Origin of the sequence: Enterobacter soli ATCC BAA-2102, from assembly GCF_001654845.1 — a bacterium.
Taxonomy (GTDB): domain Bacteria; phylum Pseudomonadota; class Gammaproteobacteria; order Enterobacterales; family Enterobacteriaceae; genus Enterobacter; species Enterobacter soli.
In genome coordinates this window covers 1-16,043 of sequence record NZ_LXES01000023.1, presented here as the reverse complement: position 1 = coordinate 16,043, position 16,043 = coordinate 1, and the positions used below count along the sequence as shown (strand labels likewise).

At 52.6% G+C, this 16,043-nt stretch carries 13 protein-coding genes; 2 read left to right on the top strand and 11 right to left on the bottom strand.

The genetic code is table 11. The features are described 5' to 3' along the window. Positions 1-111: 111 nt before the first annotated feature. The 3 genes from dinF to M987_RS07275 form a co-directional block, all read right to left on the bottom strand. Positions 112-1,449, bottom strand: coding sequence for an MATE family efflux transporter DinF (gene dinF, locus M987_RS07285; protein WP_014068502.1), 1,338 nt, complete (start codon positions 1,447-1,449; stop codon positions 112-114). 63 nt (positions 1,450-1,512) lie between these two features. Then, positions 1,513-2,121, bottom strand: a complete 609-nt coding sequence (lexA, locus tag M987_RS07280; protein WP_014068501.1) for a transcriptional repressor LexA — start codon at positions 2,119-2,121, stop codon at positions 1,513-1,515. Between the two features lie 108 nt (positions 2,122-2,229). After that, complete coding sequence (locus M987_RS07275; protein WP_014068500.1) at positions 2,230-2,598, bottom strand: diacylglycerol kinase; 369 nt, start codon at positions 2,596-2,598, stop codon at positions 2,230-2,232. Positions 2,599-2,751: 153 nt separating this feature from the next. Here M987_RS07275 and plsB point away from each other — a divergent pair, with 153 nt between their 5' ends. Continuing rightward, positions 2,752-5,172 (top strand): glycerol-3-phosphate 1-O-acyltransferase PlsB, encoded by a 2,421-nt coding sequence (gene plsB / locus M987_RS07270; protein WP_014068499.1) that lies wholly within the window; start codon positions 2,752-2,754, stop codon positions 5,170-5,172. 263 nt (positions 5,173-5,435) lie between these two features. On the opposite strand, the gene M987_RS07265 is transcribed toward plsB, so the two are convergent. From M987_RS07265 to malK, 8 genes are all read right to left on the bottom strand, one after another. Further along, positions 5,436-6,506: a hypothetical protein gene (locus M987_RS07265; protein ID WP_049796668.1), complete on the bottom strand. Its 1,071-nt coding sequence runs from the start codon at positions 6,504-6,506 to the stop codon at positions 5,436-5,438. Position 6,507: 1 nt separating this feature from the next. Beyond that, on the bottom strand, positions 6,508-8,640 hold the full coding sequence (locus M987_RS07260) for a lipase family protein (protein ID WP_014068497.1): 2,133 nt from the start codon (positions 8,638-8,640) through the stop codon (positions 6,508-6,510). A gap of 14 nt (positions 8,641-8,654) precedes the next feature. Continuing rightward, positions 8,655-8,936, bottom strand: coding sequence for a hypothetical protein (locus M987_RS25040; protein ID WP_014068496.1), 282 nt, complete (start codon positions 8,934-8,936; stop codon positions 8,655-8,657). Between the two features lie 369 nt (positions 8,937-9,305). Next, positions 9,306-10,175, bottom strand: a complete 870-nt coding sequence (gene ubiA / locus M987_RS07250; protein WP_014068495.1) for a 4-hydroxybenzoate octaprenyltransferase — start codon at positions 10,173-10,175, stop codon at positions 9,306-9,308. A 13-nt stretch (positions 10,176-10,188) separates the two neighbouring features. Continuing rightward, a complete protein-coding gene (gene ubiC / locus M987_RS07245) occupies positions 10,189-10,686 on the bottom strand; it encodes a chorismate lyase (RefSeq protein WP_014068494.1) in 498 nt (165 codons plus the stop codon). Between the two features lie 178 nt (positions 10,687-10,864). Beyond that, the gene (gene malM, locus M987_RS07240; RefSeq protein ID WP_014068493.1) at positions 10,865-11,812 is read right to left on the bottom strand and encodes a maltose operon protein MalM; all 948 of its coding nucleotides are present in this window, start codon (positions 11,810-11,812) and stop codon (positions 10,865-10,867) included. A gap of 114 nt (positions 11,813-11,926) precedes the next feature. Next, positions 11,927-13,240, bottom strand: coding sequence for a maltoporin (locus M987_RS07235; RefSeq protein ID WP_014068492.1), 1,314 nt, complete (start codon positions 13,238-13,240; stop codon positions 11,927-11,929). 71 nt (positions 13,241-13,311) lie between these two features. Next, positions 13,312-14,421, bottom strand: a complete 1,110-nt coding sequence (malK, locus tag M987_RS07230; RefSeq protein WP_014068491.1) for a maltose/maltodextrin ABC transporter ATP-binding protein MalK — start codon at positions 14,419-14,421, stop codon at positions 13,312-13,314. A gap of 372 nt (positions 14,422-14,793) precedes the next feature. On the opposite strand from malK, the gene malE reads away from it, so the two are divergent. Further along, positions 14,794-15,984: a maltose/maltodextrin ABC transporter substrate-binding protein MalE gene (gene malE, locus M987_RS07225; RefSeq protein WP_014068490.1), complete on the top strand. Its 1,191-nt coding sequence runs from the start codon at positions 14,794-14,796 to the stop codon at positions 15,982-15,984. Positions 15,985-16,043 lie beyond the last annotated feature (59 nt).

Here is a 16,043-nt window from a genome sequence, read left to right as displayed (position 1 = left end):
CTCATCGTTAAAGAGTGAAAGGGCCGCCCGAAACCTTCATTTCATGCTGGACGTGATAATAATTTTAGACGCGTATCTGGCACTCAGGAATTTATTCAGAATCTTTTACCATCATGAGAGATCGTGATGCGATGAAAACCAGGTATTTTTTCTCCAGTGACGACGCCAGATAAACGCCAGCGAGAGGCCACGCAGAAGAAGAAAGACTGCAAGGGCCAGCCATAACCCATGATTCCCCAGATACGGCAATGTGAGCAGCGTTAAACCAAACCCAGCCGCCGCGACCGCCATGCTGTTACGCATTTCCGCGCCACGCGTTGCGCCAATGAACATCCCATCAAGCAAATAGCACCAAACGCCCACCACCGGTAAGATCACCTGCCAAATGATGTAGTGGCTTGCCAGCTCGCGCAGCGCAGGTAGTGACGTGAGCAGGGCAACAATATGCTCACCAAAGCAGGCGTAGATGAGCGCAAATGCCAGCGCCACCAGCCCAGCCTGACGACATGCGGCGCGCCATACATCCTGCAATTGCCCGCTTTCACGTGCGCCATACGCTTGCCCGGAATGGGCTTCTACCGCATAGGCAAAGCCGTCGAGGGCGTAAGCGGTAAAGGTCAGCTGCGTCATCAGCACCGCGTTAACGGCAACGATTTCCGGGCCAAGCCGCGCGCCAAAGACAGTCAGCGCACCAAAGCACAGTTGCAGTAACAGCGAGCGCAGCATGATGTCGCGGTTAAGTGCCAGTAGCTTGCGGATATTGCCGCGCCAGGCGGCCTTTAGCAGCGCTGGTGTAATGCCCCGCATCACCAGCACACGCCAGACCATCCACAGCCCGATAATCAGCGTGCCGTACTCGGCAATAGCCGTTGCCAGCGCCGCGCCCTGCACATTCATGTGCAACCCCATGACCAGCCAGAGATCGAGCACTATGTTCAGGACATTCCCGACAACCAGCAGGATAACGGGGGCACGGGCATACTGGACGCCCAGCAACCAGCCCAGCAGAACCAGATTTGCCAGCGATGCCGGGGCGCTTAGCCAGCGAATATCAAGGAAGCGCCATGCCTGCTCCAGCACCGCTTCACTGCCACCTACAATGTGTAATGCCAGCTCAATCAGTGGGGTACGCAACAGAACGATAAGCACGCCCGCACCCAGCGCCAGAATTAACGGCTGTACCAGCGCACGTGCCAGACGCAGGGGATCTTTTGCGCCAAAGGCCTGTGCCGTCAGCCCGGTGGTGCTCATGCGTAAAAAAAGCAGCAGCATAAAGAGGAAGCTGGTGGCCGTTGCGCCAATCGCCACGCCACCCAGATACACCGGTGAATCCAGATGACCAATAACCGCCGTATCGACCAGCCCCAATAGCGGAACGGTGATATTGGAAAAGATCATCGGCAGTGCAAGACGCCACAATGCCTTATCAGAAGCAGTCAGCAGTGACATGAAAAATACCGGGAGTGAGAAATGAATCAGGCTACAGAGGTTCCGTAGCCTGTCAGGAAGAGATTACAGCCATTCTCCGTTGCGGATGACGCCAACCGCCAGACCTTCAATGGAGAAGCTCTGTTCGCGAAGATCCACCACGATGGGGGAGAATTCGCTGTTTTCCGGCAGCAGCTGCACGGTGTTGCCCTGTTGTTTCAGGCGCTTAACGGTGACTTCATCATCAATACGCGCTACCACCACCTGGCCGTTGCGTACATCTTGTGTCTTATGAACCGCCAGCAGATCGCCATCAAGAATACCGATGTCTTTCATGGACATACCGCTTACGCGCAGCAGGAAATCCGCGCTCGGTTTGAACATGCCAGGATCAACCTGGTAGTGACCTTCAATATGCTGTTGTGCGAGCAAAGGTTCACCTGCCGCGACACGGCCAACCAGCGGAATGCCCGTCTCTTCTTCTACCAGCAGACGGATGCCGCGCGAAGCGCCAGAAACAATCTCAATCACGCCTTTACGCGCCAGCGCTTTAAGGTGTTCCTCAGCAGCATTTGGAGAACGGAAGCCCAGACGCTGCGCGATTTCCGCACGCGTAGGTGGCATTCCCGTCTGGCCGATATGATCCCGGATGAGATCAAACACCTCTTGCTGCCTGGTCGTTAACGCTTTCATTCCGCCCCCTGGGTGTATATACAGTTATGCTGTGAGTATATACAGTTAAAGGCGATTTTGGAACCAAAAAGTGCACAAAAAACCAGGGACTTAATTATTCCTCGAGGCTCATCGGAAATGCGACCAAAGCAGCGTGACCCAGGTGATCACCGCAGTGATAATCGCCAGCAACACGGCGGCAGACCCCATATCTTTTGCACGACCAGAGAGTTCATGGAAATCGGAGCCAATACGATCAACAACGGCCTCAATAGCGCTATTGAGAATTTCCACTATCATCACCAAAAGCACAGAACCAATAAGAAGAACGCGCGTGATGGCATCGACATCAAGGAAACAGGCAATGATGACCGCCACGATAGCGGCAACGCCTTCCTGACGAAAAGCGGCTTCATTGATCCACGCGGCACGGAAACCTTTCCATGAATAGCCGGCAGCTTTGATGATTCGGGTTAACCCAGTGGTATTATTGGCCATTAAAAGAACCTTTTATTAGAAATAGCGTCAGTAACTATAGACGCAGTGCGTTTACTGCCGCCCGAAGTATGACGGGTAACAACAGAAATTCTGCGCGCTTTCTGTTATCCTTGCGCCGCAATTGCATTATTAACCAGAGGCTTTACATCGTTTATGTCTGGCTGGCCACGAATTTACTACAAATTACTTAATTTACCATTAACCGTTCTGGTAAAAAGCAAGTCTATCCCAGCAGAACCCGCGCTGGAATTAGGGCTCGATACCTCTCGCCCTATTATGTATGTTTTGCCTTACAACTCGAAGGCAGACTTGCTCACGCTCCGCGCCCAGTGTCTGGCGCATGATTTACCCGATCCGCTTGAACCACTGGAAATCGACGGTACTCTGCTGCCGCGCTACGTGTTCATCCACGGCGGGCCGCGCGTGTTTACCTATTACACGCCAAAAGAAGAGTCCATCAAGCTGTTCCATGACTACCTCGATCTGCACCGCAGCAATCCTGATTTGGATGTGCAGATGGTGCCGGTATCGGTGATGTTTGGTCGTCGCCCTGGCCGCGAAAAAGGGGAAGAAAACCCACCGCTGCGGATGCTCAATGGCATCCAGAAATTCTTTGCGGTGTCCTGGCTTGGCCGCGACAGCTTCGTGCGTTTCTCGCCTTCTGTGTCGCTGCGCCGCATGGCAGATGAACACGGTACGGATAAAATCATCGCACAAAAACTGGCTCGCGTGGCACGTATGCACTTTGCGCGCCAGCGTCTTGCAGCCGTAGGGCCGCGCCTCCCGGCGCGTCAGGACCTGTTCAATAAGCTGCTGGCGTCTAAAGCCATTGCCCGCGCCGTGGAAGACGAAGCGCGCAGCAAGAAGATTTCGCACGAGAAAGCGCAGCAGAATGCCATTGCGCTGATGGAAGAGATCGCCGCGAACTTCTCCTACGAGATGATTCGCCTGTCCGATCGTATCCTGAGCTTCACGTGGAACCGTCTCTATCAGGGGATCAACGTCCACAACGCCGAGCGCGTGCGTCAGCTGGCGCATGATGGCCACGAAATTGTCTATGTGCCCTGCCACCGCAGCCACATGGATTACCTGCTGCTTTCCTATGTGCTTTACCATCAGGGCCTGGTGCCTCCGCACATCGCGGCCGGTATTAACCTGAACTTCTGGCCAGCAGGGCCGATCTTCCGCCGCCTGGGTGCCTTCTTTATTCGTCGTACCTTCAAGGGCAACAAGCTCTATTCCACCGTGTTCCGCGAATATCTGGGCGAGCTGTTCAGCCGTGGTTATTCCGTTGAGTACTTCGTGGAAGGCGGACGTTCACGTACTGGCCGCCTGCTTGATCCGAAAACCGGCACGCTGTCGATGACTATCCAGGCCATGCTGCGCGGCGGTACTCGCCCAATTACGCTGGTGCCGATTTACATCGGTTACGAGCACGTGATGGAAGTGGGTACCTACGCCAAAGAGCTGCGCGGTGCGACCAAAGAGAAAGAGAGCCTGCCGCAGATGCTGCGTGGCCTGAGTAAGCTGCGTAATCTGGGTCAGGGCTACGTGAACTTCGGCGAGCCAATGCCGCTGATGAACTACCTTAACCACCACGTCCCGGAATGGCGCGAGTCAATCGACCCCATCGAAGCAATACGCCCTGCCTGGCTGACGCCAACGGTGAACGGCATTGCTGCCGAGCTGATGGTGCGTATTAACAACGCAGGTGCGGCTAACGCCATGAACCTGTGCTGTACCGCGCTGCTGGCATCGCGTCAGCGCTCACTGACCCGTGAACAGCTTACCGAGCAGCTCGATTGCTATCTGGACATTATGCGTAATGTTCCGTACTCAGTGGATTCGACGGCGCCAGCCAGCACGGCCAGCGAGCTTATCGATCATGCCTTGCAGATGAATAAGTTCGAAGTTGAGAAAGATACGATTGGCGACATCATCATTCTGCCGCGCGAGCAGGCGGTGCTGATGACTTACTATCGTAACAACATCGCGCATATGCTGATGCTGCCTTCGCTGATGGCCGCCATTATTACCCAGCACCGCCGCATTTCTCGTCAGGAACTGCTGCGCCATGTCGACGCTCTGTACCCGATGCTGAAAGCCGAGCTGTTCCTGCGCTGGAGTAAAAACGAGCTGGCGGCAGAGCTGGATAAACTGACCGAAGAGTTGCGTCGTCAGGGGCTTATCACTGTTAATAACGACGAGTTGCATATCAACCCGTCTCGCTCCCGCACCCTGCAATTGCTGGCGGCTGGCGCGCGTGAAACCCTGCAACGCTATGCCATTACGTTCTGGTTGCTGAGTGCTAACCCATCCATCAACCGCGGCACGCTTGAGAAAGAGAGCCGCACGCTGGCACAGCGCCTGTCGGTACTGCACGGCATTAACGCGCCGGAATTCTTCGACAAGGCGGTATTCAGCTCTTTAGTGCTGACGCTGCGTGATGAAGGGTTTATCAGTGATACCGGCGATGCCGAGCCGGAAGAGACGCTGAAGGTTTACCAGATGCTGGCTGACCTGATTACGTCTGATGTGCGCTTAACGATTGAGAGTGCGACGCAGGACGAGTGATGAAAAAACCCGGTGGCGCTACTGCTTACCGGGTTTTATATGTGCCGTAAATCAATTCGGAGCTATTTGCCAAAAAATTGTGTACCACTATCATCATGCTCTGCTCTGAACATGGACAAATGCGGCTCTCCCTGGATGGCTGCTGTGCCAGTAAATTCATAATAAAGCACTTCTGCCACTTTTCTGTTAATACCTTATCCAACACTTACCAGCCCTGTTAAGCACTGAGACTTCGCACCGCCGACGGAGCCATCACGAACCGCTTAATGACGGAACATCTGAATATCCTCATCTGCGCCCTTACGCATTTTGAGGCTTTCCAGTATCCAGAGGATCAACTCTTCGCCGCTGACCTTATCACGCAGTTCTGCCGGAAGATCATGAGTATCAAAGCGGCCGGCAATCTTAATCAGCGGCTTCATGCGGTTTCCAGCCTCACTGTCGCCAGGGATCCACTGAAATTCACGGGCGGAAGGCGTACTGCTGTCACGGCTGATGTAAAGCTCACCTTTAATACCGCCCACATCCACGGTGGTGCTGGAGAAAAAAGTCCGGAGCAGCTTACCTTTGGAAATACGGCTTTCCAGCTTATCCTCTTCGCCTTTGTCATAGCTTTCCACATCTACCGACAGGAAGGTTTTTGAATTTTCAACGTTCGAATGCCAGACCATATGGTAGTAGTCTCTTTTTTCCAGTCGTCCTGAATAATAGAGGTATTCGTTATCCAGACAGTACCCTGGGGCATAATGCGGATAAGGTTTGTAGGTTATTTTATTAATATCGTCCATCTGGGAATCAAGTTTACGCTGAACCTGCTGGCGAAGCTGGGCATCTGGCATAGGTCTGGGTAATTCTATACCCTGGCCATCAATTACAAGCCATTCTTTTCTTTCCGTAACTTCTTTGAGATAAAATGTTCTAAACATATATAACGAGCTTAATGAGCTTACGTCATTCGTTGTTTCCATATATTCCATTAACACACGAGGATTGCTCTTCATATCCTGATGTGCAATTTTACTGCCATAAGAACTTGTACCTTTACGCATGTCAGGGGCAATCGTATTTTTTACATATCTTACCCAATCTTTTTCTATTGTTTCATAATCAGTTCGTACTGCCCTTACCACTTCAACTCTGAAATTATCAAAACTATAATTCCCGCTATACATAAACATATAATTTGGCAACTCTACTTCGTAGCGACCAAAACAGTGTTTTTGTGCCAATATTTTATTATTCATTCCAGCATCCTTATTTTTAGATATATGTCCACACCCCTGCAATACTAAAGCAGCACAACATATCGAGAAAAATATCTTTACTCCTTTCATTTTATATTCCTTTATCATTACTTTTTTCAGATTTATAATCCCATGTAGCCTGCTGAATCGTCTTATAAACAGATTTGCGGATATTCTCATCCTGACAGATATCGGTATGGTGCTCGCTACACTCTACCGAGTCCCCTCCAGTTACGGATTTAAAAGAAACCTGACCATCACCATCTCCAGAGCCTGGCGGTAACACGAATTTAACTGGCTGATTTATTGAACAAACCGCCTTTTCGGAGAGATAGACACTCCCTTCACCACTATCCGCACACTTGCTAAGAAGGTTTGAACCAAACAGATGATTGATCCCCTTAACCAGTACATTTTCACTGGCGACATTCTGCCAGTAAAAAACCCATGTTTCAGCATCACCATTGGGTGTATCCTGGCTTTGAGCCTGCCAGACAATTTTATCCCTTGTAGAAGGCTTACTATTTTTCCCAAAGATGAACTTATCCGTTTTTAAACATTTTGAAGCTACATTTAAACTCTCATAAAAGGATGAAGTCTTATCATGGAGTAATTTTACATTAAAATAATTAGAATCAACCATTGCAGCATCACAACATAGAAGTTTTTTATCTAATAATTTATACCAATGAATGTCATTTTTATATTCACTATAAATCTCTTCATTTAATTTTATCAGAGTCGAAGCTGGCGATTTTTCCCCTTCCACAATATCAACCGGCAAAGGCTGCCAGCAAATCCAGCCTTTCGGATAATCATTATTCGGTAATGCCTCCAGAGCACACTGGCTGTAAGACAGTACCGCCGTAATTTCCGCCGCATTTGCCCCCAGCACCTGGTTCTTCACATAAGCCACCGCCATATCTGACAGGCTGTCTGACTTCACTGGCGTTTGCATGCCGGCACGGAACCAGGCATAGATTTCCGGCATACCTGTCTGCGGAATACCAACGTGAATAGCCTTCAGTAATTCCAGCTCCTTACCAAATGGATTTGGTTCCGGTTTAATACTGACCTGGGCACGCTGATTTTTCTTGTCTTCTTTTGCAGCATCCGATTTTTTTGTCGAATCAGCCTGGCTAAAGTCATGTTCAGATGACGGTTTCCCTTCCGCCTCCTTACCACCAGATTGAGCATTTTCACTGTTTTCCGCAGTCCCTCCCTTCCCGTCCGTTTCCGGTGCCACCTCTGCCAGTAGCGCACGCAGCACCTGTCCTCCCATCCCGTGCGTGATTACGATCACCTGGCTTACCGGTTCTTTCGTCATCCACGTTTCATCCGGGTTACCGGGCGAGTATGAACCCACTATCTGCGTGATTCGCCGCTTCAGCCGCTGCGCACCGTCGGCACACCCCTGCATCCAGTTATACCCCACAACATGCAGGGGAAATGCAAATCCAGCCATCTGTTTTGCGTAGTTCGCATCTGCACCCCACGCTGGTGGCATCTCTTTCTTCGCCGCACCGGCAGCGGTCGCTGTCGTCGCCGTTGTGGAGGGGGTCGAGGGGGGAGGCCTGGACGCGGCGGTTGTTGTCGAAGCCGTGCCAAAATCAAACAGCGACTCTATCGCCGCCAGCAGTTCTTTCAGTGCTTTACCCGTCACCAGCGAGGGTTTCGGGATACTCCCCAGCTCCGTCGTTCCCCCTGACTGCGCCACCTCCCGCAGGTTAAACCGCGCATCCAGATGACGCTGCAGCGTCATCAGCAGTTCCCCATACTGCGCCCAGCACACCTCCCCCCAGCCACGTTTATGCCGCTCCTCCGACTCCTGCGGATGGATCGCCGTTTTCCCCAGATAATACTTCTTATCGTACTTACCCTTTTCTGCATCCTGAGGAAGGGCCAGCAACTCATCATCACGACCAATTTTTTCCCCAACCAGAAGCTTCCGACGTTCGCCTGCATCGCGGAACATCCACTCCAGCACCGAGATCATTCCCCATGTGTTACGCGCGATCCTGAGCACCTCTTCCAGCTGACCCAGCTTCTCAAAGGCATCATTGATCTCCTTCTCAACTCGCGCGATTTTCCCCTTAATATCCGCCAGCTCCGCCTTTACCTTCGCCACGGCACTTTTACTGTCCTCATTCGCGTCCTGACCCGCCGCCGCAAGCCGTTTCGCCACACTGTTCAGGCCCACCGCGTTGAGCACCCGGCTGCTCAACGCGTACAACTCCGTCAGCGTTCCCTGCAGCCCTTAATCAGCTTCTGCAGATCCGTCAGCTTTGCGATCAGCGGTGAACCCGTTATCGCCGCCGTGGTCTTCGACACCTTACCGCTCATAGCCTCCACCGCCGTTCCCAGCGGCGTGTGATAGCTCCCCATTCCCGCCAGCGGATCCCAAACCACCTGGTTCTCCGCCACGTTATACAACCGGGTACCCAGCAGGTCCGGCACAAAAATCACCGGAATGACCTGTTTTTTACACTGACACCCCTGCCGGCATTGATGCTCACTCATTCCTTTACTCCCTGTTCTGTTACCTGGGTCACATACAGTCCCAATGGCTCACGGTACGGCAGCGTCATGCCGTAATAGCCGACATATAGCGGGACTCATCCATCTGGAATATATCCATATATATTTAATATTTTAAATAATTACTAATTCAGCAAAATTATATTTTAGAAAATATCAGAATGAATTATTAATACTCATAAATAATTCATGTTACATATATATAAATAACTTAATCGCATCGCTAAATATAATTAGCAGAACGTGGAATGGTGAACAAAGCTCAAAAATAAGTAAGCGTTCAATACCATTTAAAATGGGATTGAACGCTCTTTGTCCTGATTCGTCAAGGCAGCAAGAACAGATTACTCATTAATACCAGTAACTCATCGCCAGCCCTAAAAACAGCACCAGGCCCACGTAGTTATTATTCAGGAACGCTTTAAAGCAGGCTTCACGCTCGCGCTTCGCAATCAGCTTTTGCTGATACACAAACAGCATCCCGGCAACCAGCACTGACCAGTAAAATTCCCAGTTCAGGGCGTTCAGGCGACCAATCGCCACCATCAGCGCCAGCACTGCAACCTGCAAAATCCCGATAATCAGTTTGTCCTGACGGCCAAACAGGATCGCCGTTGATTTAATACCGATCTTCAGGTCATCGTCACGGTCGACCATCGCGTATTGCGTATCGTACGCCACGGCCCACAGGATATTGGCGAGGAACATCAGCCAGCAGCTGAGCGGCACCGATTCGCTGACCGCCGCAAATGCCATCGGGATCGACCAGCCAAACGCCGCACCTAGCACCACCTGCGGCAGATGGGTATAGCGCTTCATAAATGGATACACCCAGGCCAGCGCCAGTGCCGCGACAGAAAGCAGGATGGTCATGGTGTTGAGGGTTAACACCAGTAAGAAGGAGAGCACCACCAGCACGATAAACAGCGTGCGCGCTTCTTTTTCCGTGACCTGGCCGCTTGGCAGTGGGCGGTTGGCCGTACGTTTCACATGGCCGTCGAATTTACGGTCGGCATAGTCGTTTACCACGCAGCCTGCCGCACGCATCAGCCAGACGCCCGCGACAAATACCGCCAGGATCCACAGCGGCGGCAAACCCGGGGTTGCGACCCACAGCGCCCACAGGGTCGGCCATAGCAGCAGTAACGCGCCGATGGGTTTATCAGTACGCATTAAGCGGTGATAGGCCAGCAGCTTGTTCTGCTTCAGACTCCACTCCATTTTTTTCTTCCTCTCAGTACAACGGCGATGCCGGTAAAAAAAGCTCCGTCAGCATTAACGGTTTACCGCTCAGGCGAAGGCGGGAACGGCGCCCCCACAGTTCGGCATCGCGACCAATCTCAATAAAATCACGGGTAAGTTCGGAGGAGGTGAAAAGATACCGCCCCAGCGGTGTTTTCCCCAGTTGTTGCAGTGCTAATTCCGGCCCGCACAAGGTGGATTCTGGCACAACCGTCCGCCCGGCCAGCCACGGCTCGCCATCAGCACAGAGTAAAATCTCACGTAGCCAGTAGCGTTCTTCTTTTGGCAGCAGCGGCAATTCACTGGCAATCGCCTCAGGGGTAACAAACCCTTCCTGAATCAGCGTCACGGTGACCGTTTTGCCCTGTTGCTCAAAACGTTTAGTCATGGAATCTTCCAGCAGCAACCAGTCAAGTTGCTCCGGGTCAAGCGCAGGTATTTGGTCGAAATAGCGCAGCGCACGCAGTTGCGTTAGCGCAGGGTGTGACATGCCAGACTCTCCGATACATAACGTAATGGCATTGTATCGCAGAAAAGCAGATTGAGGGCGGCCAAACGTTATTTAGCGATCACTATCGCAACAATGGCGCAACAGCGCGGACGACACCAAAAAAAGTGCGCCCACTCAGGCGCACTAAAACTAACAAATCAGCACTGTGGGGATACGGTTACCCCTTGCCTTTTACACTGCTGATAAAGGTGGAACGGGCAGTGGTTGAACCTAAACGCTCAGCTTCATCTAGCAGTTTCAGCGCCTTATCGACATCGCCTTTCTTAACAGCCTGCTTAATGGCGTTGTTAAAGTACGATTCGGTATCGTTGAGCACCGGTTCGGATGGTTTTGCCGGTGCCTGAGAGGCAGCGGCAACCGGTGCAGCTGCCGCTGGAGCAGCATAAACAGGTGCGGCGGTATTACCCACGGTCACAGGACCAGTGCCGGAGGAGCCAAACAGTGGGCCCACCAGGACGCTGGACGCATTGTTAGTTGAGACTTTCAGCTTCAGCAGGCCATCGGTGACGTGGCGCGCTAACGGGTCCGGGATATCCGGTACCGAGTTACCAGTGCCTTTGGCATAGGCTTTTGCCGGGTCGATAAGCTTGGTGGTCTGCTGCAAATCTTTCTCGGTGGTGAAGACCAGAACATAAATCTTCTGCTGACCCAGTGCAGGCGTCAGGCGCATTTTCCCTTCCAGACGGTCAGCGCTCATCACGCCAGGCTCCTGGTAGCTAAAGTACTCGCTTGGGAAGAAGGCGGATGGCGTCATATTTTGATCAAGGATCAGCACGTTTGGCGCAAATACGCTGGTTTGCTTGTTCACTTCACTGGTCAGGGTCAGCGTCAGCTCACCGATGTTTGCCGGTACGCTAAAGGCGGCGACCGGGCCGGTGATCCCCGGCACATTCAGCTGTTGGCCGCCCGCAGAGAGCTGCGTTGACTGGACTTTAGATTGATCAACCGGGGTCCAGGTGAGTTGCTGGAGCGCCGCCGCCGGGATGCCCGGCGCAGCACTGGTATTCTGAGGAACGAAATTCACATCTGCAAAGGTGACAGCCGGAACACTGGCCAGCAGCCCCGCAGAGAGGCACAGCGCGACGAGACTTTTCTTCATTTTCATTGTTATTACCTCTGATAGCGTGAGCACTGCGGTGGCCAGGCAATAGCGCGCAGCACCCTAAGGATAGAGGGGCTTTCGCCCCTCTTTTTAGGTCATTACGTCAGGTCTTACGTATTACCACCAGATTTCCATCTGGGCACCGAAGGTCCACTCATCAGAGTCGCCACGGCTGAAGGTTTTCGCGGAAGTGTCGCTGTACGCTACGCCGGAATCATAACCAGCACCGGAGTCGCTGTTCGCGTAACCCCATTTCTCATCCCACTTCGCGTAGGTTGCGAAGACACGGATAGCCGGACGGGACCAGATGCTGTCGCCTGCCTGCCATTGTTGTGCCAGGGTGATTTTGTATTGGCTGTTGGTATCGTCAGTTTTCTGAGATTTGACGTTGTCGTAACCAACTTCCAGCAAGGTGCTCATGATTGGCGTCCATTTGTACATAGGACGAACACCGACGGTCCACCATTTGGTGCCGTTGTTGTTATCCAGGTTGATGTCCTGGTACATACCCACGTACATCAGGTCCCAGGAGTCGCCCAGGGAGATCGCACCGTGGTCCAGCACGCGCCACATGTCGCCGTTGTTGTTGATGCTACCACCTTCAGGACGGCCTTTACCGTTGGAGGTCATAGAGTCAGTTGCGTATTGCAGAACGAACTTGTTGAAGCCCTTCAGCATACTTTGGGTATGTTCAGCGGTGAACATCCAGCCGTCTTTAGACGCGCCAGGTGCCAGAGAGTAGTCGTCTGGCAGGTTGGTATGACCGTAGTCAACACCGAACTCCAGCGTACCGCCTGGGTTGATTTCCATCTGCGCTAAACGGACGTCGAAGACATCGTTCGGTACCAGGTTGTCATAAATACGGTTACCCAGTGCATCACGGTCAGCAAAGGTGCCTGAACCGCCCGCTTCAGAAGAACGGGTTGCTGCCAGAGAGAGTTTACCGAAGCCCAGATCGATGTTTTCGATACCCGCACCAGGACCAGAAATATCCCAGTAGTAGAAGTCGATCATGTGGACGTCATGACGTTGATAGAAACGCTTACCTGCCCAGATGGTAGAACCTGGCAGTGCGTCGATGAGGTTTTTACCCTGCACGTTAGCTTCACGGAAAGCCGGGCTGGTGGATTCCCAGTCGTTCTGCTGAGAAACGGAATACGCGACGTTAGTATCGAAATAGAAGCTCTTATCGCCTTCTTTCCATACTTCCTGGCCCAGTTTTAACTCGGCATACGTTTCACATTCGTTACCAAGACGGTATTTACTTTGAGCACCTGTTGCCTGGAAACACTGTTGTTCACCGCCACTCCCGGTCCAGCCAATGCCGGAACGAGCATAACCTTTAAAGTCTACGGCTCCTGCCTGGGCAGACAGGATGCCTGCCGCAATGGCGATCGCCAGAGGGACTTGTTTGCGCAGAGTAATCATCATTCTATCTCCTGAGATCATTGCTTTTCTTTGAACACTTCACCTGATGGTTTCGTGCCTTTTATTGGGATTGCTTAAACGCCTGGCTCTTTGTGCAACCGACGACATGCAGTGCCATCCTCACGGAACAGATGGCAACGCTCTGGCGGCAAGCCGATAGCGAATGTGGCACCCTCTTCTACCAACACCACGTCATTCTGGCGGTAAACCAGGTTCTGACGGATGGCGGGGATCTGGATATGAATCTGTGTTTCGTGACCAAGCTGTTCTACAACCTGAACTTCACCTTCCAGCGTCACATCAGCGATGTGGCTTGGCAGTAAATGTTCAGGACGAATTCCGAGGGACATATTCGCCCCTACCTGTACGTTGGCGCTGTCAACCGGCAGCCAGACTTGCTGACGGTTTGGCAGCTCCACCTGTACCTGTTCAATCGCGGTGGCTGTCACTTTGACCGGCAGGAAGTTCATCTTTGGCGAGCCAATGAAGCCCGCAACAAAGCGGTCTGCCGGGTAGTGATAAAGCTCCAGCGGTTTACCCACCTGCGCCACGCGACCGGCGTCCAGTACCACAATCTTGTCGGCCAGGGTCATCGCTTCGACCTGATCGTGGGTGACGTAAACCATGGTGCGGCCAAGGCGCTTGTGCAGACGGGAAATTTCGATACGCATCTGGACACGCAGTGCGGCATCCAGGTTAGAGAGAGGTTCATCGAGCAGGAACACGCGCGGTTCCGCCACCAGCGTACGGCCAATTGCCACACGCTGACGCTGACCACCGGAGAGCGCTTTCGGTTTACGCTCCAGCAGGTGCGCCAGCTGTAACACTTCGGCGACCTGAGTCACGCGCTGGTTAATCACCTCTTTTTTCGCCCCTGCCAGCTTCAGGCCAAATGACATGTTTTCGGCAACGGACAGATGCGGATAAAGTGCATAAGACTGGAACACCATGCCTACGCCACGTTCGGCAGGCGGGATGTCGTTCATACGGGTTTCACCAATAAACAAATCGCCACTGGTGATCGTTTCAAGACCGGCAATCATACGCAGCAGAGTTGATTTACCGCAGCCTGATGGGCCAACAAACACCACGAATTCACCTTCGTGGATGTCCAGATTGATGTCTTTCGACACCACTACGTCGCCCCAGGCTTTCGTTACATTACGCAGCTGTACGCTCGCCATGCCCTTCTCCCTTCGTTACAACCTGTCACCGACAGAAACATTCAAGATAAGTTCACTATGGGGTATCCATTACTTTCGTGAATCCTCCACCCCCCGGCTTTTTTATGGGGGAGGAGGCGGGAGGATGAGAGAGCAGGCTCTGCGACCGCGTCTGGGGCGCTGATACGAAAATCGTGAAGCGGCCTGCAAAATTCAGCGTGTTTTTGTGTGCGCCAGCACTCATAACTTAAATTTATGCAACAGAGATCACACAAACGGGGGGTGGGGCGTAGGGCTCAGGAGGATGGAAAGAGGATGTCAAATAAGGAGACTGAGTCACGTTGAACCACCTCAGTGTATCCACGAGCACATCACCAAAAAAGGATGGCAGATATGAAGATCAAGACTGGCGCACGCGTTTTCGCATTGTCCGCCCTGGCAGCAATGATGATTTCCGCACCGGCTCTCGCCAAAATTGAAGAAGGTAAGCTGGTTATCTGGATTAACGGCGACAAAGGCTATAACGGCCTGGCCGAAGTGGGTAAAAAATTCGAGAAAGACACCGGTATCAAAGTCACCATTGAACACCCGGATAAACTGGAAGAGAAATTCCCACAGGTTGCTGCAACCGGCGATGGCCCGGACATCATCTTCTGGGCACATGACCGTTTCGGCGGTTACGCACAATCTGGTCTTCTGGCTGAAGTGACGCCAGACAAAGCGTTCCAGGACAAACTGTTCCCGTTCACCTGGGATGCCGTTCGCTATAACGGCAAGCTGATCGCTTACCCAATCGCGGTTGAAGCCCTCTCTCTGATCTACAACAAAGACTTGGTGCCAAACCCACCGAAAACCTGGGAAGAGATCCCAGCCCTGGATAAAGAGCTGAAGGCGAAAGGTAAATCTGCGCTGATGTTCAACCTGCAAGAGCCGTACTTCACCTGGCCGCTGATTGCTGCTGACGGTGGCTACGCGTTCAAATTTGCAAACGGCAAGTATGACGTGAAAGACGTGGGCGTGGACAGCGCTGGCGCGAAAGCGGGTCTGACCTTCCTGGTTGACCTTATTAAGAACAAACACATGAACGCCGATACCGATTACTCCATCGCGGAAGCAGCGTTCAACAAAGGCGAAACCGCGATGACCATCAACGGTCCGTGGGCCTGGACCAACATCGACAAGAGCAAAATCAACTACGGCGTAACGCTGCTGCCAACCTTCAAAGGCAAGCCGTCTAAACCGTTCGTTGGCGTGCTGAGCGCAGGTATCAACGCCGCCAGCCCGAACAAAGAGCTGGCGAAAGAGTTCCTGGAAAACTACCTGCTGACCGATCAGGGTCTGGATGAAGTGAACAAGGACAAACCGCTGGGTGCTGTTGCGCTGAAATCCTTCCAGGATCATTTAGCGAAAGACCCACGTATCGCGGCAACCATGGATAACGCCCAGAAAGGCGAAATCATGCCGAACATCCCACAGATGGCCGCATTCTGGTATGCCACCCGTACTGCGGTTATCAACGCCGCAAGCGGTCGTCAGACTGTCGATGCTGCGCTGAAAGATGCTCAGGGTCGTATCACCAAGTAATGCCGTAGTTCCCTCTCCCTTTGGGAGAGGGTTAGGGTGAGGGTTGTCGCTATCCGGAC